The sequence below is a fragment of the Streptomyces sp. NPDC029014 genome, assembly GCF_055564695.1.
Map to the genome: position 1 here is coordinate 1 of NZ_JBVHVT010000112.1, position 22,478 is coordinate 22,478.

Genomic DNA, 22,478 nt, shown 5'->3' on the forward strand with positions numbered 1-22,478 from the left:
GGGGCTTCGTTGCATCCGTCGCGGCCCCCGAACCGATCGTCACACCCCTGTGACCAGGCACACCACAAGATCACCACGACTTTGAATCAGCCCTGGCGGACGGGCGCCGACCTGGCGCCCACTCCGCACCGCCTGCCGCCTCGCAGGCCGTCGGCGACGCCGTTGAGGCGGAGCTGGCCGCCGCCCGCAAGAGGATCCGTGAGCTGGAGGAAGAGCGGGACATTCTCCGCAAGGCGGCCCGGTATTTCGCGACGGAGACGCGCTGGTGAACCGCTACCAGTTCGTTGAAGATCACCAGCGCCGACACGGCGTGAAGCGGCTCTGCGACATCCTCGGCCTGGCCCGCTCCAGCTTCTACTACTGGCGCCGCACCGCACCCGCGAGAGCGGCCCGCCAGATGGTCGAAGCCGGGATCGCGGCCCGGATACGCAAGGTTCACCAGGACTCCGACGGCACCTGCGGAGCCCCCAGAATTACTGCCGAACTCCGCGACGAGGGCGGCCCGGCGGTCAACCACAAGCGCGTCGCCAGGATCATGCGGACCATCGGAATCGAGGGAGTCCGTCTGCGCCGCCGGCACCGCACCACCGTCACAGACCAGACGGCGCCGAAGGCACCGGACCTGATCGGCCGTGACTTCACCGCGACGGAGGTCAACACGAAGTACGTCGGCGACATCACATACCTGCCGGTCAGCGGCGCGAAGCCGCTCTACCTCGCGACCGTCATCGACCTCGCCTCACGCCGACTGGCCGGCTGGGCCATCGCCGACCACATGCGAACCGAGCTCGTCACCGACGCCCTGACGGCGGCCGAGCGGACCCGCGGGAACCTGGCCGGAGCGATCACGCACACGGACCACGGATCTCAATACTCGAGCAGGGCCTTCGCAGAACTCTGCAAATCAACCGGGGTCCGGCAGAGCATGGGCGCGATCGGGTCAAGCGCGGACAACGCAGCCGCGGAAAGCTTCAACGCCGCCTTCAAGAGAGAAACGCTCAAGGGCCGCAAAGCCTGGTCGAGCGAGCGTGAGGCCAAGCTCGACGCCTTCCGCTGGCTGACCCGATACAACACCCGCCGCCGGCACTCCCGGCTCGGTCAGCGATCACCGATCGCCTACGAGAACGCCTTGCAACCACCAGCAACTACCCTGGCCCAAGCCACATAGACGTGTGCAACATCCGGGGTTAACGCCCTCCTCCTCCACACCCGGTTCGCGGTGCGGGATCAGCATCACCGTCCTGCCACCCACTTGCCCGGGCGCTGGCCCGGCGGAGGCGCGTTCCTCGGCGAGCTGCCCAGTCATCCGTTCAAGGACGCGTTCGGCGATGGCGAGTTCGTCCCGCTCGGCCCGCACTTCCGCCAGCTGTTTGGCCAGCTGTTCTTCGAGTTCGTCCAGTTCCGCGCGCCGCGCGGTGATCCGTTTCAGCAGCTCGGGGTCAAGATGTACCGGATCGTAGAGGGCCGCCGATCCGCAACGGGCAAGAACCAGACGGTCAGCCCCCTGCTTGTGTTGCCGACCGCTGACTCAGGAACTGCTTCGCCGCCTCGACCGCTTCCCTGTTGAGTTCCTCGAAGGAGACTCCCCAGCTCGCTTCCCAGCCGTCCAGGTGGTGTGCGCAGTGGACAAGTGGTTCCAGCTGTTCGGGATAGCCGAGGTCCTCGGCGATTTCTGCCCAGATGAGGTATGTTCCGGCGGCGGGATCCAGGGATCCGTCGGCGATCTGACCGGCGACCCAGTAGGCCATCGCCCACTTTACGGCCCGTCGGTCAGCGGGTGGGTGGAAGAGCAGGCCCAGCTCATCCAGTACCTGGTCGAAGAGTGCGGGAGCTTCGGGTTCCTCGCTCCGGATGAGGCCGGCCAGCATGGCGAGGGAGGGGCTCTCGACCCCGGCAATCAAGGCGTCCAATCCTGCCTGGATGAGCCGGTCTGACCCGACGTGCCAATCGAATGCCCTCTCGCGCGCGATGTGGCTGAGCTGCTTGAGGGCGTCGTCGCGGGTCATCAGAGTCTTCTCGGTCGGCGTCGGGGAGAAGAAGGCTCGCACACCCGCCGACGCTGCTGCATCGTGTTTCTCTGCCAGCGACCAGGGTGACAGACGATCTTCTCCGCAGACTGCCGCCCACGACCAGCGCAAGCACCCCGAGAACCGGTCACACCAGCCCTTTGACCTGCGCCTTCAAGTTGGCGGAGGCTCACTGCGCGTCATCGTCTACCCGCCCGACGCCCAGGGCGGGCGCCGCGTCCGCGTAGACGGCGAGATCCTCGGCCGCGCCCTCGGCCCGAACGACCTCTTCGAGTTCCTGCGGCGGGCCGGCCTGGACCCCGACGACGTCCGCCTGGACGGCGCGCTACTCATCGAGTGGCGCGGCGGTGGGCCGGCCGTGTGGAGTCCGGATACCGACCGAGCCTGAGCGCAGCAGTGCGGGCCGCCACCCAGCGAGGGTGGCGGCCCGCACTTGGCTCTGTTCATGAGATTGGGCTCTGGCTCAACTTCTGTGGACCGAGCCCGAGGTGGCAGTTCCGTGTGCTGGACCAAGTCCAGGTCGGTTGCAGTGCCGACGGGATTTGAACCCGCGAGACAGGTAGGAGCAGGCCCGCCCCGTCTCCGTCAGTCGACGTGAGAGGGACCTCGCCCACGTCGATCGCAATGGACCGCTCTGCCACGGCACCGCAACCTGCGAGAACACGCGCACTCCCGCTCCGGCTCAGGGTAGAGCCCTCGTCCTCTTCCAACGAGTCCTTATCTGGGACACCAGCAACCGCTGCACCGGGAACCACAGAAGTTGTGCCAGAACGCTACCCCCCAGCTGGCGACGGGCAAGCGACATCAGCTGACCCCAGCCAGTGCCACCGCCGCAGAACCATTCACACCAACCACATGTCAGGGGCTACTCGTAGGGTTCACCGGGTGAGTGACATGTATGAGTTGATGATTGCCGTCGACCTGAGGGACGAAATCTCCGAGCAGGAGCTCGCCGAGCTGAGCTGGCATCTGGGAATCGGGAGCCAACCGGAGTGTCTGTCCATCGTCACCGAGTTCCCGGTCGTAGTGGTCGACGACTCGGGGATCCCGGTGATTGAGGACGACCCCTATCCACTCCTGGCCGGGCGCGGCGCGGCATGGCGGGTGGGTGGTGTGCTCAGCTCGGCACTGGCCCCTCACGTGGACCCGTCGTGGAACGGCTGGTCGCTGACGTCCCGACAGGAGATCCATCCGGATGAGTTCGAGAAGGTCGGCGAGTTGCTCTGCTGGCTGGCCGCAAGGGCTCACGAAACGCACCCGCGCGGGGACGGCGCAGTCGGGATCGGATCCCTCAGGTTTTATGAAGCCGAGGTTCCGGATGTACTTCAGGCCAAGAGCGGGCAGGTCAACTGGCCAGCCTGAACGGTTTGCTCGCCGAGGGCGACCTGGACTGGGTCGTCGCGGTTGACTCCACATCCGTGGCCGCCAGCACGCCGCCCGTCACCGGTATCCCAGGGTCCGCCCGTGGGCGGACGGGTCAGCGCTCGGCGTGGATCACCTTTCCGTGGTCCTTCGTCCAGGTGCGCAGGCGGTGCCGGATGCCGTCCGTCTCGGCCCACAAGGTGATGGTCACCCCGTCCGAGCCGTGCGTTCCATGAAGCTGCGGAACCGTTTCACCCCAGATGCCTCGGTTTCCCAGGTCCCCTCGACCTTTGGTCCCCCGGGGGTGAAGGTCATCGACACGTGGAAGCGGACGGTCGGCTGCGGGGGTGTGCTGGTCATGGTGTCGTCTACCGGCGGTGGGTGGTCTCGTAGATCTCTACGGCCGTGGCTCCGGACTGCTGGAGTTCTTGCTGTCGCCGCTCGGCGGAGGTCCGGTCGTAGTGGACGGCCGAGGTCTGCTCCTGACCGTCGCGGACCCATCTCACTTTGAAGCTCACCATCGCCATCGCCTCCGTCATAGCTGCTGAGCGGCCGCCGGGAGCGCGGGGCCTGCTGACTGATGCCAGCTTCTCAGCCACCACTGACAATCTTGCAGGCGCTACCAGGGCCGGGCAGTGCAGAGTCACGCACAGGGCGCAGGGCCGGCCGGTACTGACGGCCTCGGCCTGTTCGCGTAGGTCGGCGGGGGTGAAACCGATCAGGGCGTCGTCGGCTGGCGTGCGCTTGAAGTACGTCCGGGGAGGCGAACACTCACATGGGCTCCTTGGCTGGCCGCACCGGCTGCCTAGGGTTCAGTCCCACCGGGGGTCACTCGCCCATCGTGGGTCCCGGTCCACCTGATTGTCGCGCTCGCCGGCGACCGGCAACGGCGCGGCCTCAGGCAGGTGCCTGCCCACCCCACGAGCTGGTGGACGAGCATTCGTACCCTGAATGACGGGGGCGACGCCCCTCCCCCGTCACGACGAACCCCCGCGCGACGAGGGAGAAAATCGCCGTCCCCGTCACGCCCCACTGGGGTGACGGCCCTTAAGGATGAAATTGCCCGAGAGGCGGTGAGGGCCAGTGGCGTGGCCACGGGAGCCGGCCATCGACAGGCGTACACCAGTCGTCCCCGACATCGCCGCAAGCTGCGTGCGGGCATCAAGCGGTGAGGTCGCCCAGCAGGTCTCGCAGCGCGTGCACGTCGGCGCACCCGCCTGCCAGGTACTCCACCTGCGCGGTGGCGCCCTGGTTGTTCACCTCGCTGGCCTCCTCCGCGAACGCCTCGTGCACGGCCACGTCCAGCACGTCTCCGTCCAGAGGGAAGGTGTCGAGGGACTGCCCGCCGGTTGTGCCACCAAAGAGGGCGAAGGCAGCCAGGACGGCGCCCACGATCACCACTCGGGCATGGCTCAGGCACGGACAGGCCGCAACGCGGGAATCGCACCACCAATCGCACTCCGATCGCCCCCATGGGGGGGTGACCCACGACCGGGCTCTCGGCTGCGGCGGGTGCGCGTAGAGATTATCGCGGCCTGCCGGCGCGGCTTCCGGCCGTAGAGTGATGGCGCTGAGCTGTGCGTGCAGGCCCGGGGGAAGGGGAACTAGTCCGTGAAGGCTGTGGTGCTCTACACGCTGGTCTGGGCCGCCACGGCCGGGGTCACCTGGCGGTGCTGGCGCAAGTGGCGCCGAGGCGCCGACCAGTTATGGCCGGCCAAGTGGGATGCCCTGTCCGGGACCCTTCTCATGCTGGCCTTCTCGACGGTGATGACGCTCCACCCCCTCAACGTGGCGCCGGTCATCACCATCAGCCTGGTCCTGGTCCTGCTGATGGGGGCTGCGGCCAGCGTGATTGCCAAGCCCGTCTCGGCCCGGCGTGCCGATGCCGCCACCAGGGCGATGCGCAGCGGGCTCGGGCTTCCCGCCGAACGGCGCATGTGGCGTCCTGCCACCATCGGCGTCGTGTGGTGCACGGGCGCCTTCCTGATGCTGAATGTGTGGCTCTTCGCCGTCTCAGTCAACAAGCGGCGGACGGAGATGGGCCAGTCCATCGAGCACGGGTTCATGATCTCCTTGGGCGTCATCGTCCTCGGTCTTGTGCACGTCGGTGTCCAGGAGGTACGCGTCGGCCGGGAGCAGCGGCGCGTTCGCGACGCCGAGCACGACTTCCTCGCCCAGGCCACACCGGAGTCCGACCTGCCCCGGTAACGGCCGGCGGGCCCTGTTGAACCGATCCGAGGGCGGCTGGGCGTCGTGTCCATCCCGGCTGCAGGGCTCCTTGGCGGGGAGGGTGTGCCGGTCCCGGTGCTCGAAGTGACCAAAGCCCTGCCCGCCCCGCAGCGATGCGATGGCCGACGATGTCGCCGCTCAATGCAACTGGGCTGGCGCGGTTGTGTCCTGCAGGCGCCTGCTCAGCCCCGTACCGGCGGCGCTGCGGTCAGTGCGCGGCGGCGGGTCTTCGCCCAGCCGAGCTTGATGTACAGCCGGGTGGGTGAGCCGGTGTCGGTGATGTCCACGTCGGCTTGGTCCACGGCGTACTCCGGCTGGCCGGGGACCTGGACCCGTACGAGGTCGGTCGTCGGCCACGGCATCTCGGTGTTCCTCGTGATGTACCCGCCCAGTTCCTCCCATGCGTCCGTCGTGCCCGGCCAGGATGACGCCTGGTCCCCGCCGGCGTCGCGAAGCACGCTGCCGACACCGGCACCAAGGTCGCCGCTCGCCGCAGAGTCAGTCAGCCTCGGATGTGATCCATGCGGCGGGTACGAGTGCCTGTCCGTCGCGTCGGCGCCACCGGTGCTCGACGTGGTCGCTGAAAGCTGGGTCTTCGAGGTCTGCGTGCTCCATGACAATGACCTGTAGCTTTCCGTCGAGCCGGCGGAGCGTCCGGTGGATGGCTTTGAAGATGTTCAGGAGCAGAATCCGGTCATCGCTCTCCAGTACCTCTTCGCCGACGTGGTCGGGCGGAAAGTACACCTGCGAGGGCTGGTCGAGAATGAGTACCCCCGGCACTGGGTTGTCGTTCTCGGCGAACCACTCGTGGAGGCTGAGGAGGGTGGCCACGTGGTAGCCGAGGTGGTTATCCCCGCTGCCCATTTCCTTTAGGGGAATCGGGCCGTCGGAAGTGTCGGCCACCACGGTGAGACGGTTCACGTCGAGGTGGAGCATCGAACTGGAGTGTTCCAGTTCGAGTTCCTGTGCCTTGGACCTGATCTGCTCGTTGATCAGGGACAGGAAGCTGGTCAGGCGGTCGCCTTGGGCATCTTCGCTGAGTAGCGTCTCCAGCTCGGCGATCCGTGTGCGCAGCTCCTCGGTTCGGTCTTCCACCCGAGGGCCGATGGCAAGTTGGGCCGCGGTGTCCAGGTAGAGGCTGATGCGGCCCTGCACGATGGCGGCACGCCGTACGTCGTCGGGCTCCCGTTCGAGGGCCCGGAAGGCTGCGGTGACCTCGTTGATCTCTTCGTGATTGCGGGCAAGCTGCGAGCGTATTTCCTGTAGGCGGCCCTCTTCCTCGCTGATCATTTGCTCGATGGCTGGAGTGTCTCTGCCGATGGCGTGCAGGTCGCTTTGGAGGTGCTCAAGATCCATGTTCAGTGTCATTGCAGTGACATTGGCGGGTGTGACGGGACCGGCGCAGACAGGGCAATTTCCGCCATACGGACTATCTATTAGATCGCGCTTGAGTAGCCCCAGGGTGGCCAGCCGAGCGCGTTGCTCGTTTGCCTGGTCGGTGAAGTCGCCGTTTTCCGCCAGGGCTGTTTTGAGGTCGGCGATCCGTGCTCGTGCTCTGTTGGCGTGGCTCCGCAGCTCGCTACGACGGGTGCGGAGGTCGCTGATGGGGTCATCGGTCGGTTCCGGGCCCGCTTGAGGGCCGCTTTGGAGGAGCGCCTGACGCAAGAGTCGCAGGACTCCTTCGGCGGTCGTCTCGCGGCTGGCGTCAGCGCGAAGAAGGCCGGCTTCGATGGCTTCGGTGACCAGAGCCTGGGCCTGGCCGGCAGCGGGGGCGAGTACTCTCGCGGCGGCCAATTTCGCTTCGTGGTCGGACAGGTCTTTGCGTGCGAGGCGCAGTCGGCTGCGGAGGAGTGCTTGCTCGCGGTCGGTTGCGCCGAGGAAGTAGGGGATGACGCCGCGGATGGTGTTCGGCCTCCACTCCTTGCCTTGGGAGTGGAAGAGGACGTCTTCGTTGGCGACCTCGTTCTGGGCCTGGAAGCAGAAGAAAAGCGCGTGACGGATGGACGGTGCGATGAGCGTTGCACGGCCGACGGCGGGGACACGGATGTTGCGGTCGATGCCGCAGAAGTCGCTCAGGATGTCCTTGGCGACGTCTCTCGGTGTGACGAAACGAAGGTCGTCCAGGGGTGGTGGGGGCGACCCTGGTGCCTGAGAGAGAATGCACAGGACGGTGCTGACGCCCTTCTTGGTTTCAGGGGCGCGGCGGGCGACGAAGAGTTGCTGTCCGGGCTTGACGAGGGTGATCGCGAAGGTGCTGACGTAGTCGCGGACCTTGCCGGACTTCACTGGATATTCGGAGCTGGCGAGACAGTAATCGATGATCGTCAGCAGGGCGCTTTTGCCGCGGCGGGAGTCGCCGGTGACGATGTTGAGGGCGCCGAGCTTGAAGGGCACCGCGTGCACTTGGCCGGGCTGCTTGCCGTAGATGGTGACCGCACGGATCTGAAAGGTCACGGCTGGACTCCCAGGAGGGTGAGGACGGTACCTAGGCTGCCGGTGCTGGGGAGCCAGCGCCCGAGCATGAGGGCTGCCTGTTGGACGGCTCGGGTCTGCTGCGTCCCGTCGTTGATGGTCTTGCTCAGGCCACGTGGCTTGAGCAGCAGGCCTGTGGTGGTGCAGAACACGGCGCGAGACTGAAGAGCCAAGAGGAGTCCCGGCCTGACCACGGCTGCGAGCGCCGTGGCGTTGCGTGACATCTCGATGCGCACGTGCTGGTTGGCTTCGAGCCACCCCATCAGGCCGGTGCCTGCTGTTGCTGGCAGGGCGTTCCTGATGGCGGGTTGCAAGGCCATGATGCTGGCAGTGACAGCTACGGGGAGCGGGCAGGGAGTCTCGTACGCCTTTGCGTGGCCTTGTACGGCGCGGATGCAGAGGAGTGCGGTGAAGGCGGGGTTGTAGAGGGCACGTTCCTCGCGACTCAGTTCCATCAGCGGGCCCGGGCCGGCTCAAGGAGCGCTATGAGTCGTGCGGAGAAGTCTGGATGCCATCCGACTTTGAGTTCGTCCGCGAGCATGTGGTATGAGCCTTTGGTCACGAAGGTCTCGTCGCACCCTGAGCGGATGGGGAAGCGGGCCTCGCGGTCGACCCAGCGGTAGATGAGTCTGGCTTCCTTCTTCTTCTCCTCCTCCGTAGCCTCGGGGCCGAGTTCTTCCGCCATCTCAGCGAAGCGGGACTGCCACTCCTCGACCAGTTTGCGCTCGTACTTGCCGAGTTCGCCGGCACGCAGCAGATTCTCGGTGGACCAGCGGGATCGCTGAGCGAAAGCCCGGACGTAGTCCCGCACCGCTAGACCGATCCGGTCGGCGCCGACACCGATAAGGCCCAGCTGGCGGACAAACTGCTGGTCGGCTGCCTGTGAGGGGTCCGAAGCCATGTCAGAGATGTCGGGGTCGATCGGCAGGTTGTCAGAGCGGAACTGACGCTGCAGGTCGGAGAGCATCTCATCGAACTCGATGCCGGTGACTGGGCTCCCGCCTGGCGTCTGCATCTGCTCGATCACACGGTCGTAGAACCAGCCCTCCAGCCGGGCAAGGAAAGCCTTCGCCGCATCGTGCCCGACGGCGAAGGCGGCAAGGCCCTGCAGCGCGGTACGGACCTGCGTGATGTCCGGGGTGCCGCTGAGAATCTCGATGCGGGACATGAGGGAGCGTTGCAGTGGTCTGTCTCCCCGGTCCAGGTTGTCAAACGCCTCGAAGCACTTCGGCAGAGAGCCCTTTGTCGCCTTCGAGGCCTTGCGGGCTTCACGGAGGAGATGCAGTGCACGCTCTTCGTTGCGGTGCTGGCTGCCTCGGGGTTGCAGGCAGAACGCTGCACTGCTCTCAGGAATCTCGGCTGTCGTCAGGAGGAACAGTTTGGTCTCGGCGAGCACGATCCGGTCGGCCGTGGCAGCTTCCGCCCAGATCCGGAGCGTCTTCCAAAGATCCTCGGCCAAGTCGGTCATCCGAACACCGTCAGCACGCTGTTTGAGCTGAATCAGGCGCGTATCCGGGCCTCGGTGGATTTCGATGTCGTCGGCTGCCTCGACCGCAACACTCCAGTCCATGGCGCCGCTCATCCACTGCTCAATGCAGATGTGCAGAGCCTTGGCGAACTGGAAGAGGTACCCGAGCGCCGAAGCCGACGCCTCATACTGCTCACCCATGTCTGCCATCGCCCACCCTCTTCGTCAGACCGACGCAGCGATCATTCCACGATGGTTGTGGCCCGCACATGGCTATGCGTGAAGCAGGCGGCTCCCTTGACTGTGTCCCCAAGCGCAGCGACCGCCAGCCCGCTCATGGACGATGGCCGGCCGGTGGCCCCGATGGAGTCCAGCTCGCCTTCGCCCCAAAACGGTCCGGCCCGCGCCGGACCCCGAGGGCCGCCCGCTCAGGTGCAGACAGTCGGCGCAGCGACGTGGTCCACGCCCCACTCCGGCGGAACAGGCTCGCCGGTCTCCGGATCGGTGCAGTAGGCGCTGAAGATCTCGGCCGCGCTGAGCGGTACGGCATCCCCCACCGCCTCGAACAGCCTCATCAGCAGCGCGGCGGCACGCTCAACCTCATACGGGGGGCATTACGCCGAAGAGGGGACGACCCGGGTGCTTCCGGTGTGGTGCCTAGCGCGGCCGCTCTCGAAGCACTACGGAAGCGCATGACCCCAGCCACGATCCCCAAGATGCAGTCGTCCACAAGCGTTCACCTCGTGGTCCATCAGTTCGGCCGAGTCCGTCTGACTTCCCCGGCCAACCCCGGCGGAATGGCCCTCTACGTGATGCTTCGGCTGGATCGTGGAGCGAACCTCTGATCGGACCGCCCCGTGACCGATTTCTTGACCACTCCGGCCCCCACCGGCATCACCGTGCGCTGCTCGGACTGCCCCGGCAAGCCGGTCCTTGCGACCAGGTGCGAGGTCGACATCCGCAGATGCGTGCGCTGTCAGGGGAAGCGCCGCTGGCTGCCCGTGCCTCACCCCCTCGACCACTTGTGCCGCTGGTGCCGGTCGGAGTGCCCCGGGTGTGGCGCTCCCTCGCCCGCAGGCTTGACATGCCTGGGGAGTTGTGCCTGTCCTGTCGTGGGCGCTGCCGGCTGTGCTCCGAGCCGGTACCCGAGCGCCCGGCCATGGAGCCGGTGGTCATCCCGCCCAAGCCTCGGCGCCCCGGATCCCGCGACCGGGCGAGTAAGTGGCCTCGGATCCTGCTTCCGGACCCGTCGCTGGCCGACTTGTGTGACGCCTGCCTCGCCCGGGGAAGCCGGGATCCTGTCCAGACCGTCCTCAAGGCCCTGCCGGAGCCGGTGGTCCGTGGGTGCCATGGGCGGCTGCCGGCCTTCTTGCTGGAGGCCATCCGCGCTGAACTTGCCCATCGCAGTCCTGCCCAGCTCGCCGACCGGGTTGAGCGCCGCTGGTGGAACTACTGGTCGAACCAACCGCTGCGGCAAGACCCTACGCCGCGCACCCCCGGGCACAGCCCCGATCACGTCGCCTACTGGCTGATCTCGCCCACCGACTGCCCCGTCCGCTGCGAAGACGGCTTCCAGCCCCTTGACCCGGCTGTTCCCTGCGCGACCTGCCGCCCGGCACCCTCACCGGCCCCCAGTCCCGCTGCGGCCGCCAGCGACCACTCCGCCGCCTTCGCTGCCTCCATCAGGACCCAGCTCCAGTCCCGTCCAGGGCGCAACCCCCGGCCGTCGACACGTGCGCCCAGGACGTCCGAACAGGTCGCTGCTTTCGACAGGGCGATCGAGCAGGCACGTCTCCAGCAAGAGGCAGCTGACCGGACCCGGGAAGATCCCCCTCAGGAACAACGCGACCTGCGGAACTCTGCGATTCTGCAACGCCGTCAGGACGGCTACGACCCCGTACACGCAGCCGCGCTGGCTCGCGCCCGCGCCGAGCGAGGCAACTGACCACGCCCCGGCTCGCCTCCTTCCATGCGAACGCCTCGGCCGCCCCGTCGGCCTGGACGAGACGGCATGAGCAAGCTGCGGCAAAACTGGACAGATATGGGCTTGGATCTCCCAAGAGATCCAGATGAAGCCTGGCGTCCGTCCGTCGAGTACTGGAGCAGCATGCACCGCCGCACCCTGCTGACCGGTGGCCCGTTCGCCATCGCCGTCTACCAGACACCGGTACAAAGGTGGCTCGCCAAGCGCGCGGAAACCTCCGCGGCCGCCTCCACGGGCTGGCACCCGCCTCGCCCGGCCGCTGTCGCCGCGCTCCGGGAAGGCGTCGAGCGCGTACCGGTTGGGGTCGGCCCGTCCCACGGCGCCGGCCGTTCCGGAGACCCCGCGGTGTTGAGCGCCGGCCTGCGGCGGGCGCTCGCCGTGCACAACCTGACCGGGCGCGTCCACCAACTTGGCCCGGTGCTGACCGTCACCATGGACCCGGCTCACGCCCAAGCCCTCGCCGCCCTCCTCGCAGTCCGTCGTGAACTGCCCCTCAGGCACCCGCCCCCGAGGACGAACCCCGCTGGGGCGCGGGGCCGGCCGACACGACCGCGGCGTCCCTTGCCGCGGCCCTGGCCGCCTACGGGCCGGGGGCGTACGCCCGAGTCCTCGCATCCGGGGACGTCTCCACCGGCCTCACGCCCGCAGCAGCACTCCAGGTGACCACCGCCCTGAACACCCCGCCGGCGCGCGCCGCCGCGGCGGGCCAGCCGCGACGCCGAGGGCTCGGGCACGGCTGGAAAGGCATAGACGCCCGCTGAAAGGGGCCCTTGGGATCAGCGGCGCACACAGCGCGGCCCGGTCCCACCCCGGGCCGCCGCCGGAGTGAACCGTTCCGGCTTTCCTGCCGGTGGTTTGCTGGCCGGTGATCAGTCGGCCGCGGGTTCTGTGTCAGCGTAGTGTGCTGCCTCGTACTCGGTGGGGCTGATCATGCCCAGGCTTGAGTGCAGCCGGCGGTTGTTGTACCACTCGACCCACGAGGCGGTGGCGTACTCGACGTCCGAGACCGTTCTCCAAGGACCGTCGTGGAAGACCTTGGTCCGTATGCATTCGGCCTTGTAGAGACCGTTGATCGTCTCCACCAGCGCGTTGTCATAAGCGTCTCCGACGCTGCCGATCGAGGGGTGGATGCCCTCGATGCTCAGGTGCTCGGTGAAGCGCACACTCGTATATTGCGACCCGGCATCCGAGTGGTGGATGAGCTGGTCGCGTCCCACAGGGTTGCCTTCGTGAGCACGGCGCCACAACGCCATCCGCAGTGGCACGTCGACCAGCTCCACGTCCCGTTTGACCGAGGCGTGCCAGCTCACGATCTTTTGGGAGAAGCAGTCGACGATGAACGCGACGTAGGTGAACGACTGGTACGTGCGGACGTAGGTGAAGTCGGTGATCCATTTCTGGTTCGGTGCCGGGGCTGTGAAGTCGCGGTCCAGCAGGTCCGGGGCCCTGGCATCGGCGGGGTTGGGGATGGTGGTTCTGGGTCTTCGTCCGCGGACCACGCCGCTGAGGCCGAGTGAGCGCATGGCTCGGTCGACGGCGCCGAAGCCGGCCTCGGGCAGGAGGGTGCGGCGGATGAGAGCCAGCATTTTGCGCCGGCCATAGAGTCCCTCGGGAGCCAGCACACGCTCACCGGCCGCGTTGGTGGTGAAGGCCAGCCGGCGGACGGCATCCTCGACCAGGACGTCGGTCACGGTTCGGGCCGCGGCCACGTTCGACGGGCCAGCTGGGGCGGACCAGGCCCGTAAGGTTCGTGCCGCGATCTTCAGTCCTGCTTGGTGCAGAGCAGTGAGGATCGACTCGACGGCATACCCGGCGGCCCGCATCTGATCGGCGAACGCCACGATCAGCGGTTTCGGGGGTCGAGCTCCCCCGCGAAGAAAATCGTCGCCGACTTCAAGACCTCGTTGACCTCGCGCAAGCGCTTGTTCTCCACCCGCAGCCTGCGCAGTTCCTCCCGCTCGTCCGTGCTCACGCCCGCCACCTGGCCAGCGTCGATCTCGGACTGCATCACCCACCGCCGCACGGACTCCCGGGAGACGCCCAAGGAATCAGCGACCTGGATGTGCAATGCAGGCTCGGAGGAGTACTCCGCACGATGCTCCGTCACCAGCCTCACGGCCTGGCTACGAAGGGCTGCGTCAATCTTCTTGGGTACGAGACCCATCCTCTCTGATAGCTCACAACGGAGCGGCAGAGAAGCCGGAACGGTTCACTCGGTAGCGCCGAGCCGAGATAGTTCTCGACCTCGGCCCAGTCGTCCGGGGATGGCTCTCGGGCCGGTGGCAGGCCGAACAGTTGCACCAGGTCGTCCAGACCCGCCATACGCCCCACCTGCTTGATCGTCGGTTGTCGGCGGCAAACCTAGTCAGACTCAGCTGCGGGGATCAAGGGGGAACGGAGTCGGCAGCCACCCCCGCCGAGTCATCTCACCACGTTGACCGCTCGCGACCACGAGCAACGAGGTTCACGTGCAGTGAAGTTCAGCCTGCGTACGCTGCTCCCTCCTCCGGCCGGACCCGGCGCAGCGCGGCCGACTGATGGAGATCCGCGACAACCTCCTGGATCGGTTCGCCGAAGCCGAGCGCGAAGGCTGGCTCGGCGAGATCGAGGGGCTCCGAGTCAGCCTCGCCGGCGCCGAATCCAAGATTCTTACAAGTCGACTCCTCAGCTTCCGGGCGGCCAGTCCCTTGGGGAAGGCCAACGCCACGGATGGGCTCACCGTGCATCGCTTCCCCAGTAACCCCGCCGTCTAAGTCTCGCAGCAGAGGGCTGACGGGACATTTCGCCACTGCCTGACAGGCCGATCAGTGGGGAGGCGGCGGCCCAGCCACGGCGGTACGCTGATCTTGTGGAACTGGACGCTCTCTCCCCTGAGGCGGCCTCGGGGCAGTACCAGCTGTTGCTGCTTGATGGCCTGTGCCGGAGGCCGTCACCCTCTTGTTCTCGTTGTCCACGAGGCAGCGACGGCCGCGCTCGCCGCGTTGCGTCTCCATGCCGGAGACGCCTTGTGGGACGGCCGGCCAGCACGGATCGACAGGCTGCTGCAGCTTGACCTGGCTTCCCTGGTCGCCGGGGGTGCGGACCGTGCCACCTCTCTGCTGACCGAGCTCGCAACCACCGACCACTGGGCGTTCCTGCCCAACGTGGACACGTTGGTCGAATCTGAAGTCGGACGCGATTTCCTGGACGGCCTAATCGTCTCAGTCGGCCAGGGCGAAATCGCTGCGGTGATCGCCTCCACCACGCCCGAACGACTGCCGCACCTGCAGAAGACGGCTCCGCGCCTGATGGGGTTCGCCATCACGCTGGCTGTCGGCGAGGGCGAGGTCACCTACCGCTCGATCGCCGCCCGCAGCACCGACTCCCTTGATACAGGCTGGGTGGTCGCCGTGAGATACGAGCTCACCGGCGACATCCAGCGGGAGATGGACGCGGCGGGCCCGGCCGCCGACAGCCGCCTGCACCTCGTTGACTCCGTGGGCCTCGTCAAGCGGGAGACTGGCCCTCCGCTCGGCCTTCTCGTGGGTCTGTCGGCCGACGCGTTCACTGCCTCCCAGGAGGACGCCGCGTTCGCGACCGTCGCGCTGCAACGCGTCTCGTCGGTCGCCCCCTTCACCCCGGAGAACAGGTCACCGCGGCGCGGGGCATCTTCTACGCCTGAGGGGTTATCACTCGATGTGCCGGCGCGGTCGCCGGTGCCCGGCAGGTCCTTGGCGAGCCGGCCTGCGAGTGCGCTCACCGGGCATCGACCGGGTGAGGACGCCGAGTGTGAGCAGAGCGAGCGCCGGCAGCACGGCGACGATGATTCCCATCGGCAAGGCGTCGGTGGCGCCACCCGCGCCGGCCAGCGGAGCAAGTGCCCCGCCGATCATGAACTGGCTGAAGCCGAGCAGGGCGGCGGCCGACCCGGCGTGTCCGCCGTGGTCGGCCAGGGCCTGGGCCGCGGCGTTCGGCATGACGAGGCCCACGCTGGAGACCAGGACGAACAGGCCGATCAGGAGCGCGGGCAGGGGTGCCCGTGTCAGCACCGCGCCCAGGACCGTGGTGCCACCGGCTGTCGCGCCCAGCAGACCGGCGAGCAGTAGCACGCGGGCGCCGGCCCGGGCCACCAGCCGGCCGCTGATCTGGGCGGCCGCAATGAGTCCGGCGGCGTTGACGGCGAACACGGCGCTGTACTGCTGCGGTGACAGGCCGTGGATTTCCTGCAGGACGAACGGCGAGCCGGAGATGTAGGCGAACATCGCCGCGAAGACCAGGCCGTTGGCCAGGACGTACCCGGTGAAGACCCGGTCGCTGAGCAGCTGCCCGACGACAGCCAGCAGCGGCTGGCGTGACGTGGAGGACCGGGTCTCCGGCAGTCCTGCGGCGGAGGCCGCCAGCATCACGGCGCCGAGTACGGCCAGGCCCACGAAGATCCCCGGCCAGGCCGTGACGTGCAGTAGCTGGCCGCCGAGGACCGGCGCGAACACCGGCGCCAGGCCGGTGATCAAGGTCAGTGCGGAGAAGAGACGTGCGGTGCGGGTTCCGGAGGTGCGGTCGCGGACCATGGCGTTGGCGATGACGATGCCGAACGCCCCGCCGATGCCCTGGACCAGGCGTAGGCCGACGAAGGTCCGGACGTCGGGCGCCACCGCGCAGAGCGCGCTGGCGATCGTGTAGAGGGCGAGGCCCGCCAGCAACGGACGCCGCCGGCCGTAGGTGTCGCTCAGCGGCCCGGCGATCAGCTGCCCGATGGCCAGGCCGGCCAGGCAGGCGGTGATGGTGAGCTGGGTGGCCGCGGCGCTGGCGCGCAGGTCGCCGGCGAGGTCCGGCAGTCCGGGCAGGTAGCCGTCGATGGACAGTGGTCCAAGGGCCACGAGCGCTGCGAGCAGGACGATGAATCGGGTTTGCCGGCCGGCGGCGTCGTTGCTCATGGCTCAGTACGCCACGGTGATGCGGCGGCGGATCGCGGTGCCGCTCTCGATCGTGTCGGCCAAGGCGATCGCGTAGTCGGCGTACGAGATGCGGCTGTTGCCGTCGTCGTCGGTGAGCAGGGTGTCCCCGGCGCTGCGGTAGGCCCCGGTCCGCTCGCCCGCTCCGATGACTGCGGCGGGCGACACGTACGTCCAGTCGAGGTCGTGCACGCCGCGGTAGAGGTCGAGCGCTTCGGACTGGGCCTCGGCGTTGGCCTTCCACAGCGCGGGGAAGTCCGGGTCGTCCATGACCCGGGCGCCGGTCGGCGTGCGTAGGCTACCGGCACCGCCGATGGTGACCAGGCGGGTGACACCGGCTCGGCGGAGTCCGTCGATCAGCGCACGGGCGGCACCGACGATCGTGGCGCGGTCGCTTTCCTGGCCGATCCGGGGGCCGACGGCCGACAGTACGGCGTCGTGGGAGGCGGCGAGGCCGGCGACCGCGGCGGCGTCTGTGACGTCACCGGTGGTCACGGTCAGGGCCTTGTGCCCCAGTCCGCCGATGTGGCCGGCTCGGGTGACCGCGGTGACGGTGTGGCCGCGACGCAGTAGTTCCTCGGTGGTGGGCCGGCCGATGTTGCCGCTGGCACCGAACAGGACGATCTTCATGTGTTGCTCCTTGTTTCTGATGGTCAAAGGACGGGCTGGCCGTCGGCGATGATGGCCGCGGTGATGCCGCGCTCGTCGGCGGCGTGCTGGAAGCGCTGCTCGATGTCGGGTTGTTCGGTGTAGAACGGCGGGTTGTGGAACAGGCCGTAGTGCATGGCGCAGACGGTGCCGGCGCCGAGTGCGACGGCGGCCTCGACGCCCTGCTCGGGGGTCATGGTCGCCGGGACGTTGGCCGCGTAGCCCTCGAAGTGGGCGATGACGCCGTTGACCGGGACGAACGCGACGTCGAACGGGCCGTGGTCGCGGGCGATCTGCCACCAGCTGCCGTGCCACTGGGTGTCGCCGCAGTGGATGACCCGCCGGCCGGCGCCTTCGACGACCCAGGCGACCTGGTCACAGTCGTTGCCGCGCCAGTCCAGCGAGGTCACCGGGGTGACGGTCAGCTCTCCGATGCGGCGTGACTGGCCCAGGTCCTGGGCGACGGGGGTGATGCCCACCTCGTGCAGCGCCGCCGCGCTCGGGGTGTGGCAGCCGATCGTGCCGGTGGCCGCGATCCGGGCGATCAGGTCGTGGTCGTAGTGGTCGGGGTGCAGGTGGGTGATGAGGGCGTGGGTGCCGGGCGGGGTATCGACCGGGTCGACCGGCCGGTGCGGCGGCCCCATCACCGGCGCCAGCGGAGCGACGTTCTCGAGCGGGTCGATCAGCAGGCGGGTGTCGCCGAGACGGATCTCGACGCCGGCCCAGGCCAGCCGACGCACGGAAAGGGTGGGGGTCATGGGCAGCGACGCTAGACCGGCGTTGTTGAGAAAGTCAACAAGAGAGTTTTGAAACTCAACACCCCGATGTAGGGTGGTGGCATGCGCACCTACGGGCAGTACTGCGGCATCGCGAAAGCACTGGACACCATCGGCGACCGATGGACCCTGCTGATCGTCCGTGAACTGCTCGCCCTGGGTCCTTGCCGGCACACCGACCTGCGCAACGGGCTGCCCGGGATCGCCAGCAACCTGCTGGTCGACCGGCTCCGCGCACTCGAGGAAGCCGGCCTGATCCACCGCGAAGCCGCCCCGCCACCGGTGGCCACCACCCTGTTCTCCCTCACCGAGCGTGGCCGCGAGCTCGAGCCGGTGCTGCAGGAACTGAGCCGGTGGGGCGTACCGCTGTTGCGTGAGCCGGGCGGCAACGACACCTTCCGCACCCACTGGCTGGACATGCCCGCCCGGGCACTGACCGACCACCGCCCCGACCAGCCGGCAATCGCCCTGCAACTGCACGCCGACGGCAACGAAGACCTGGTCATCGAAGTCAAGGACGGCTCGGTACACACACACGCCGGCCGGGTCGACCACCCCACCGCGTCACTGACCGGACCGCCGCACCTGCTGGCCGCCACCCTGCTCGGCGACCTCGATCTGAGCGCCGCAGTACAGCAAGGCCTGCGGCTCAGCGGCGAACGCGAGGCAGTAATGCGCATCCTGCCCCGCTGATCGACCGGCCGCTCGCGGGCCTGCGCCCTCAAGCTCTACCGAGTCTGCACCGGTCTCAAAAACGGTCGTTTCACCAAGGTGCCCCGGCTCGCCAAGCTCCTGCGCGTGCCCACCCCCGCCGACCGCGGGCCCGGCCAGCCGTGGCGCCCCGGTACCCCGGTCCCGCTCGCTCTCGCGCCGGACACCCCGAGCGCCGACATCCGCATCGGATACGCGCGGTGCTCGACGCTGACCCAGGAACTCCAGTCCCAGCTCGACGCGCTCGCCAAGCACGGTATCCCGCGCGACAAGGTGTTCTCCGAGAAGATCAGCACCCGTGTCCGGGTCCGGCCTCAGTTCGAAGCCGCGCTCGCTCTCGCCCGCCAGATCAAGGCCCACGCCCCGCACTGCCGGGTCATCTTCACCGTGTACGAGATGAAGCGCCTGGGCCGCGACGCCGCCGAACTCACCGCGCTCGCCGACCACCTCACCGCGCATGGCCTGATCTTGGAGATGCCCGCCGGGCCGCTGCCCGGGATGTACGACCCCAGCGGGCCCGGCCGCCTGCTGTTCGCCTTCTTCGCGGCGATGGCGGAGACCGAGCGGGAGAACATCCGCGAGTCGACCCTCGAAGGACTCGACGCGGCGGCCCGCAAGGGCAAGCACGGCGGCTGGCCGCCCGTCATTACCGACGACATGCTGCACACCGTGCTGCGGCGCCGCGCGAACGGCGAATCGGTCGAGGAGATTCAGCCCGACCTGATCATCCCCACCGGCAAGCGCACGGGCCAGCGTCTACCGGGCGCTCGCCGAACACGAGAAGAAGGAGGCGTACCTCGAAGCCGTCCAGGCGGCGCACGCCGACATCGCCGACCTCCAGGACGCCGACGACATCCTGCGCCCGCGCCGAGTCCGCATCCGGCGGCCGGACGCCCCGCTCACCCCGACGCCAGCCTGACCATGATCAATCTCAACGGCACTTCCTGTACCTCAACTACTCACACCCGGGGAGGCCCGTGGGTTCAGGGAAACCGAAGTCTGTTCAGCGGGAACTCGCGGGTCGGTCCGTATGTATCAGCTGGGCGAATCCGTGGGTTCGGCGGGAACCGTGGGGTGGGCTGCGAGGCGGCGGGCTTCGGCCGCGACCTCGGCATCGACCTGGTCCACGGTTCTGTCGCCGTATTCGAGGATGTCGTACTCGTCGTCGAGCTCAGCGAGGCGCTCGGTCAGGGGCAGCTCATGTCCGTGGCGCTGGTGAATCCGGAAGGTGAACTCCCGAGGCGTGAGCTCTCCGGCGAGCATGCATCGTGCGAGGGCTCGGGTGGCGGATTCCTGGCCAGCCTCGCTGCCGACCGGATAGAAGGTGAAGCCAAGTTCGTCGAATGCTGCGGGAAGCAGGTCGTGGACGTCGTAGTCCGCTTCGGCGCGCGTGCAGGCGGCGAGGATGCGAAGGCCAGGGGTGTCGAGTCCGGCGACAAGCGCATCACAGGCGGCATTCACGACATCGCTCGCGCGGTTTTCCCCCATGCTCCAGAGGGCGGCATGGTCCTGGAGAGCGATTGCTGCTGCTTCGGTCGATTGACTCGTCCATGATTCCCTTCATGCTGGTCCTGGTCGAGCAGATTTCATCGAAGGTGCTGTTCAGCGGCCTGTTCCAACAGGGCTCGTGCGGAGTCCGCGTAGCGCATCGCGGTCTTTTCGCCGAGCCCGAAGACCTCCGCGAGATGGAGTGGGTCAGGCCCGTGGGTCAGGGCCTCTTCGAGCTGCCGGTCAACACGGAGCCGCTCCAAGGTGGCGTCCTGCCCTCGCATCGGAGCACTGATCCAGTGGTTGCTCACCCGGCCGGTCGTGTTCGCGGTCTGGTTGTTGATCAGCAGGTGGAGGTTCGCGGTGCTCGGCCACCGGCGCCGCCTGTAGTCCAACCAGTCAGTCAGGAGCTTCAGGGTGAGGTCATCGAGAGGCGGGCGCGTCCGGTGATTGTCAGCCGGCGGTTGCCGAGATCGACGTCGTCGAGCACGAGGGCGGAGATCTGGGCGACCCGGGCGGCGTGGACTGCCGCGAGGGCGAGGACGAGCCGCGCCGCCGGCGTCATCGCAGCTGCGACGGAGCGCTCGACCTGCTCGGGAAGCAGCGGTTGCAGCACGGCGTACTCGTTCTGCCCGACCTTGATCCGGCTGGTGGGGTTGCGGAAGATCAGTCCCTGCCGTTTGGCCCAGGTGAACAGGGACCGCAGGGCGACGAGCTGGTCACGCCGCTGGTGACCGTGCAGCGTCTTGACGTGGGCGAGGACGTCATCGCGGGTCGCCTCCCGCAGGTGGTCGTAGCGGTTCGACCACTTCAGCAGGGCTGGACGGACGTGGTTGAGGGAGAGCCAGACCGTGCCCTCCTTGCGCGGGAGGCTGCGGGGGCCGCCGTCGCGTAGGACTCGGGTCCAGCGCTCGGCTTCCGAACGGATGCCGGGTGCGAGCCCTTCCAGGCGTCCGATGAGCCAGCGTTCGAAGGACGGCTCGCTGTCGTCCTCGAAGATCCCCATCTCTTCCAGGACCGTGATGATGTGGCCGACGGGCAGGTCCAGGGCTCGCAGCGGGGAGAAGATCTCCGTGTGCCGGATGACGTCGTCTTCGACGTGACCGGTGAGGACGACGGCCAGGCCGCGGTTGACCGCGAAGCGGATGTTGCGTCCCCAGCCGCGGGCCTCGGCGAACCGGTGGGCGAGGTACTTCGCCCAGGCCAGCCACGGGCTGGCCAGGTCGGCGCCGGCCGGGTCGAGCCTATCGAAACGTCGGGGGATCTGCTCGAACAGCGGTGGCTGCCGCCAGCCGGGGTCCGGACGCGAGGCCAGCGCGGGAGGCGGCTTGCGCGGGGGGCCACGCCGTCCTCCCTTCCGCCGGGCTGGAGGCGTCGGCCTTCTGCGGTAGTGCATCCCGACGAAGAACAGCTGCTGGTGCCGGACGGCGGCGAGCCGGTCCCGCACGTCTTGCCCTTCCGCCAGCCAGCCGTCAGCTGTCTTCGCGCCGAGGCGGGCCTGGCACCAGCACAAACGGCAGTAGTCCCACTTCAACGGCTGGACGCGACGGCAGCCGGCGCATTCTGCCGCGTCGTGCCCGCGGCCGAACATGTAGCAGGTGTGGCAGAGCCGTCCGCGGAAGTCGCCCCAGGCCAGGCAACCAGGGCAGGAGCCGGTCGGCTTGACGTAGCTCTTCGGGAAGCGTGCCATCGACTCACTCCGGCGGCAGCGACCGGCCGTCCCGGCGCTTGGGGATCACCTTCGGCGCGGCGGTGCCCGAGCCGACAGCGGCCCGGCCTGTCTCCTCCTGGCCGGGGCGGCGCACCTTGTCCGGCTCGGGGATCAGGATGTCGCCGATCTCGCAGCCGAGGACGACGCAGATGACGTCAAGGTCCTCCAGCTTGAGGGAGACCGGCTGGCCGGACCACAGCCCGGACATCTTCCCGGCCGAGATGACCAGGCCGTGCTCGGCCAGGCTCCGCTGGAGCTCGGAGGCCTTCCAGATTCCCTTGTTCGCGGCGGTCAGCCGCAGGTTCCACTTCATCGCAGAAGTCCTTCCAGCCGCTTCGCGGCCCGCTGCTGCCCGGCCGCCCAGGCGTCCTCGACCCGGGTCTGCTGGACATGGACGTATCGCATGATCGTGGCGATCCAGGAATGTCCGAGGACTTCCTGGATAGCGATCAGGTCGAGTCCGCCGAGGTATGTCGGCGACGGTTGAAATGAGGTTCTGGATCACTTTCCGTGCTGGAGCCACGGAGTGTCACCGGAACCGCGATCATGAACGATCGTGGCTGACGATCTCCTCTAAGAAGGCTTCCGCTTTCCGAACGTAGTCGTTGAGTTTCCGCTGGTCAGGCATGGTTCCGGCTGTTTGGTGGCAGAGACGGCGCATCGTGTCGTCT

The 22,478-nt window shown here is 68.0% G+C and carries 22 protein-coding genes and 1 tRNA gene; 7 read left to right on the forward strand and 16 right to left on the reverse strand.

Features of this window, described 5'->3' with window-relative positions:
* Positions 1-265 precede the first annotated feature (265 nt).
* A complete protein-coding gene (locus tag ACZ4VL_RS36620; protein ID WP_468209099.1) occupies positions 266-1,168 on the forward strand; it encodes an IS3 family transposase in 903 nt (300 codons plus the stop codon).
* A 328-nt stretch (positions 1,169-1,496) separates the two neighbouring features.
* On the opposite strand, the gene ACZ4VL_RS36625 is transcribed toward ACZ4VL_RS36620, so the two are convergent.
* Entirely contained in the window at positions 1,497-2,006 is a 510-nt protein-coding gene (locus ACZ4VL_RS36625; protein WP_468209102.1) for a hypothetical protein, read from the reverse strand.
* Between the two features lie 193 nt (positions 2,007-2,199).
* Between ACZ4VL_RS36625 and ACZ4VL_RS36630 the strand changes: the two genes are divergently transcribed.
* Complete coding sequence (locus tag ACZ4VL_RS36630; protein ID WP_468209142.1) at positions 2,200-2,415, forward strand: hypothetical protein; 216 nt, start codon at positions 2,200-2,202, stop codon at positions 2,413-2,415.
* Positions 2,416-2,554: 139 nt separating this feature from the next.
* On the opposite strand, the gene ACZ4VL_RS36635 is transcribed toward ACZ4VL_RS36630, so the two are convergent.
* Positions 2,555-2,674, reverse strand: a tRNA-OTHER gene (locus ACZ4VL_RS36635).
* A gap of 247 nt (positions 2,675-2,921) precedes the next feature.
* Here ACZ4VL_RS36635 and ACZ4VL_RS36640 point away from each other — a divergent pair.
* Complete coding sequence (locus ACZ4VL_RS36640) at positions 2,922-3,389, forward strand: hypothetical protein (RefSeq protein ID WP_468209144.1); 468 nt, start codon at positions 2,922-2,924, stop codon at positions 3,387-3,389.
* Between the two features lie 368 nt (positions 3,390-3,757).
* On the opposite strand, the gene ACZ4VL_RS36645 is transcribed toward ACZ4VL_RS36640, so the two are convergent.
* Both ACZ4VL_RS36645 and ACZ4VL_RS36650 read right to left on the reverse strand, forming a co-directional pair.
* Positions 3,758-3,910 (reverse strand): hypothetical protein, encoded by a 153-nt coding sequence (locus ACZ4VL_RS36645; protein ID WP_468209104.1) that lies wholly within the window; start codon positions 3,908-3,910, stop codon positions 3,758-3,760.
* 640 nt (positions 3,911-4,550) lie between these two features.
* A complete protein-coding gene (locus tag ACZ4VL_RS36650; protein ID WP_468209106.1) occupies positions 4,551-4,790 on the reverse strand; it encodes a hypothetical protein in 240 nt (79 codons plus the stop codon).
* 210 nt (positions 4,791-5,000) lie between these two features.
* Here ACZ4VL_RS36650 and ACZ4VL_RS36655 point away from each other — a divergent pair, with 210 nt between their 5' ends.
* Positions 5,001-5,597, forward strand: a complete 597-nt coding sequence (locus tag ACZ4VL_RS36655) for a hypothetical protein (RefSeq protein ID WP_468209109.1) — start codon at positions 5,001-5,003, stop codon at positions 5,595-5,597.
* A 203-nt stretch (positions 5,598-5,800) separates the two neighbouring features.
* Here ACZ4VL_RS36655 and ACZ4VL_RS36660 read toward each other — a convergent pair whose 3' ends face one another.
* The 6 genes from ACZ4VL_RS36660 to ACZ4VL_RS36685 all read right to left on the reverse strand — a co-directional run bounded on the left by ACZ4VL_RS36660 (position 5,801) and on the right by ACZ4VL_RS36685 (position 13,706).
* Positions 5,801-5,980 carry a hypothetical protein gene (locus ACZ4VL_RS36660; RefSeq protein WP_468209111.1) on the reverse strand — a complete coding sequence of 60 codons (180 nt, stop codon included), beginning with the start codon at positions 5,978-5,980 and terminating at the stop codon, positions 5,801-5,803.
* Between the two features lie 136 nt (positions 5,981-6,116).
* Positions 6,117-8,072: a DUF3732 domain-containing protein gene (locus tag ACZ4VL_RS36665; RefSeq protein ID WP_468209112.1), complete on the reverse strand. Its 1,956-nt coding sequence runs from the start codon at positions 8,070-8,072 to the stop codon at positions 6,117-6,119.
* Entirely contained in the window at positions 8,069-8,545 is a 477-nt protein-coding gene (locus ACZ4VL_RS36670) for a three component ABC system middle component (RefSeq protein ID WP_468209115.1), read from the reverse strand. The genes ACZ4VL_RS36665 and ACZ4VL_RS36670 overlap by 4 nt, the downstream gene beginning before the upstream one ends.
* Positions 8,545-9,768, reverse strand: a complete 1,224-nt coding sequence (locus ACZ4VL_RS36675; RefSeq protein WP_468209117.1) for an ABC-three component system protein — start codon at positions 9,766-9,768, stop codon at positions 8,545-8,547. Before ACZ4VL_RS36675 ends, ACZ4VL_RS36670 begins: the two co-directional genes overlap by 1 nt.
* Before the next feature lie 218 nt (positions 9,769-9,986).
* On the reverse strand, positions 9,987-10,133 hold the full coding sequence (locus ACZ4VL_RS36680) for a hypothetical protein (protein WP_468209145.1): 147 nt from the start codon (positions 10,131-10,133) through the stop codon (positions 9,987-9,989).
* A 2,278-nt stretch (positions 10,134-12,411) separates the two neighbouring features.
* Positions 12,412-13,706, reverse strand: a protein-coding gene (locus ACZ4VL_RS36685; protein ID WP_468209119.1) for an IS3 family transposase whose coding sequence is annotated in 2 segments (ribosomal slippage) — positions 12,412-13,424 and positions 13,424-13,706 — 1,296 coding nt in all. Because the reading frame shifts where the segments join, the coding sequence is not laid out codon by codon here.
* Between the two features lie 373 nt (positions 13,707-14,079).
* Here ACZ4VL_RS36685 and ACZ4VL_RS36690 point away from each other — a divergent pair.
* Entirely contained in the window at positions 14,080-14,295 is a 216-nt protein-coding gene (locus ACZ4VL_RS36690; protein WP_468209122.1) for a hypothetical protein, read from the forward strand.
* Positions 14,296-15,210: 915 nt separating this feature from the next.
* On the opposite strand, the gene ACZ4VL_RS36695 is transcribed toward ACZ4VL_RS36690, so the two are convergent.
* From ACZ4VL_RS36695 to ACZ4VL_RS36705, 3 genes are read right to left on the reverse strand one after another with little or no spacing between them, the layout of a single operon-like run.
* Positions 15,211-16,455, reverse strand: coding sequence for a multidrug effflux MFS transporter (locus ACZ4VL_RS36695; protein ID WP_468209124.1), 1,245 nt, complete (start codon positions 16,453-16,455; stop codon positions 15,211-15,213).
* 3 nt (positions 16,456-16,458) lie between these two features.
* Positions 16,459-17,103: an NAD(P)-dependent oxidoreductase gene (locus ACZ4VL_RS36700; RefSeq protein WP_468209127.1), complete on the reverse strand. Its 645-nt coding sequence runs from the start codon at positions 17,101-17,103 to the stop codon at positions 16,459-16,461.
* 23 nt (positions 17,104-17,126) lie between these two features.
* Complete coding sequence (locus tag ACZ4VL_RS36705; protein WP_327387315.1) at positions 17,127-17,879, reverse strand: MBL fold metallo-hydrolase; 753 nt, start codon at positions 17,877-17,879, stop codon at positions 17,127-17,129.
* Positions 17,880-17,960: 81 nt separating this feature from the next.
* Here ACZ4VL_RS36705 and ACZ4VL_RS36710 point away from each other — a divergent pair, with 81 nt between their 5' ends.
* Both ACZ4VL_RS36710 and ACZ4VL_RS36715 read left to right on the forward strand, forming a co-directional pair.
* Positions 17,961-18,590 (forward strand): winged helix-turn-helix transcriptional regulator, encoded by a 630-nt coding sequence (locus tag ACZ4VL_RS36710; RefSeq protein ID WP_468209130.1) that lies wholly within the window; start codon positions 17,961-17,963, stop codon positions 18,588-18,590.
* Positions 18,591-18,695: 105 nt separating this feature from the next.
* Complete coding sequence (locus ACZ4VL_RS36715; RefSeq protein WP_468209132.1) at positions 18,696-20,162, forward strand: recombinase family protein; 1,467 nt, start codon at positions 18,696-18,698, stop codon at positions 20,160-20,162.
* A gap of 32 nt (positions 20,163-20,194) precedes the next feature.
* Here ACZ4VL_RS36715 and ACZ4VL_RS36720 read toward each other — a convergent pair whose 3' ends face one another.
* From ACZ4VL_RS36720 to ACZ4VL_RS36730, 3 genes are read right to left on the reverse strand one after another with little or no spacing between them, the layout of a single operon-like run.
* Positions 20,195-20,491, reverse strand: coding sequence for a hypothetical protein (locus tag ACZ4VL_RS36720; protein ID WP_468209134.1), 297 nt, complete (start codon positions 20,489-20,491; stop codon positions 20,195-20,197).
* 17 nt (positions 20,492-20,508) lie between these two features.
* Complete coding sequence (locus ACZ4VL_RS36725; protein WP_468209136.1) at positions 20,509-21,786, reverse strand: hypothetical protein; 1,278 nt, start codon at positions 21,784-21,786, stop codon at positions 20,509-20,511.
* A 4-nt stretch (positions 21,787-21,790) separates the two neighbouring features.
* Positions 21,791-22,120, reverse strand: coding sequence for a helix-turn-helix domain-containing protein (locus ACZ4VL_RS36730; RefSeq protein ID WP_468209140.1), 330 nt, complete (start codon positions 22,118-22,120; stop codon positions 21,791-21,793).
* Positions 22,121-22,478 lie beyond the last annotated feature (358 nt).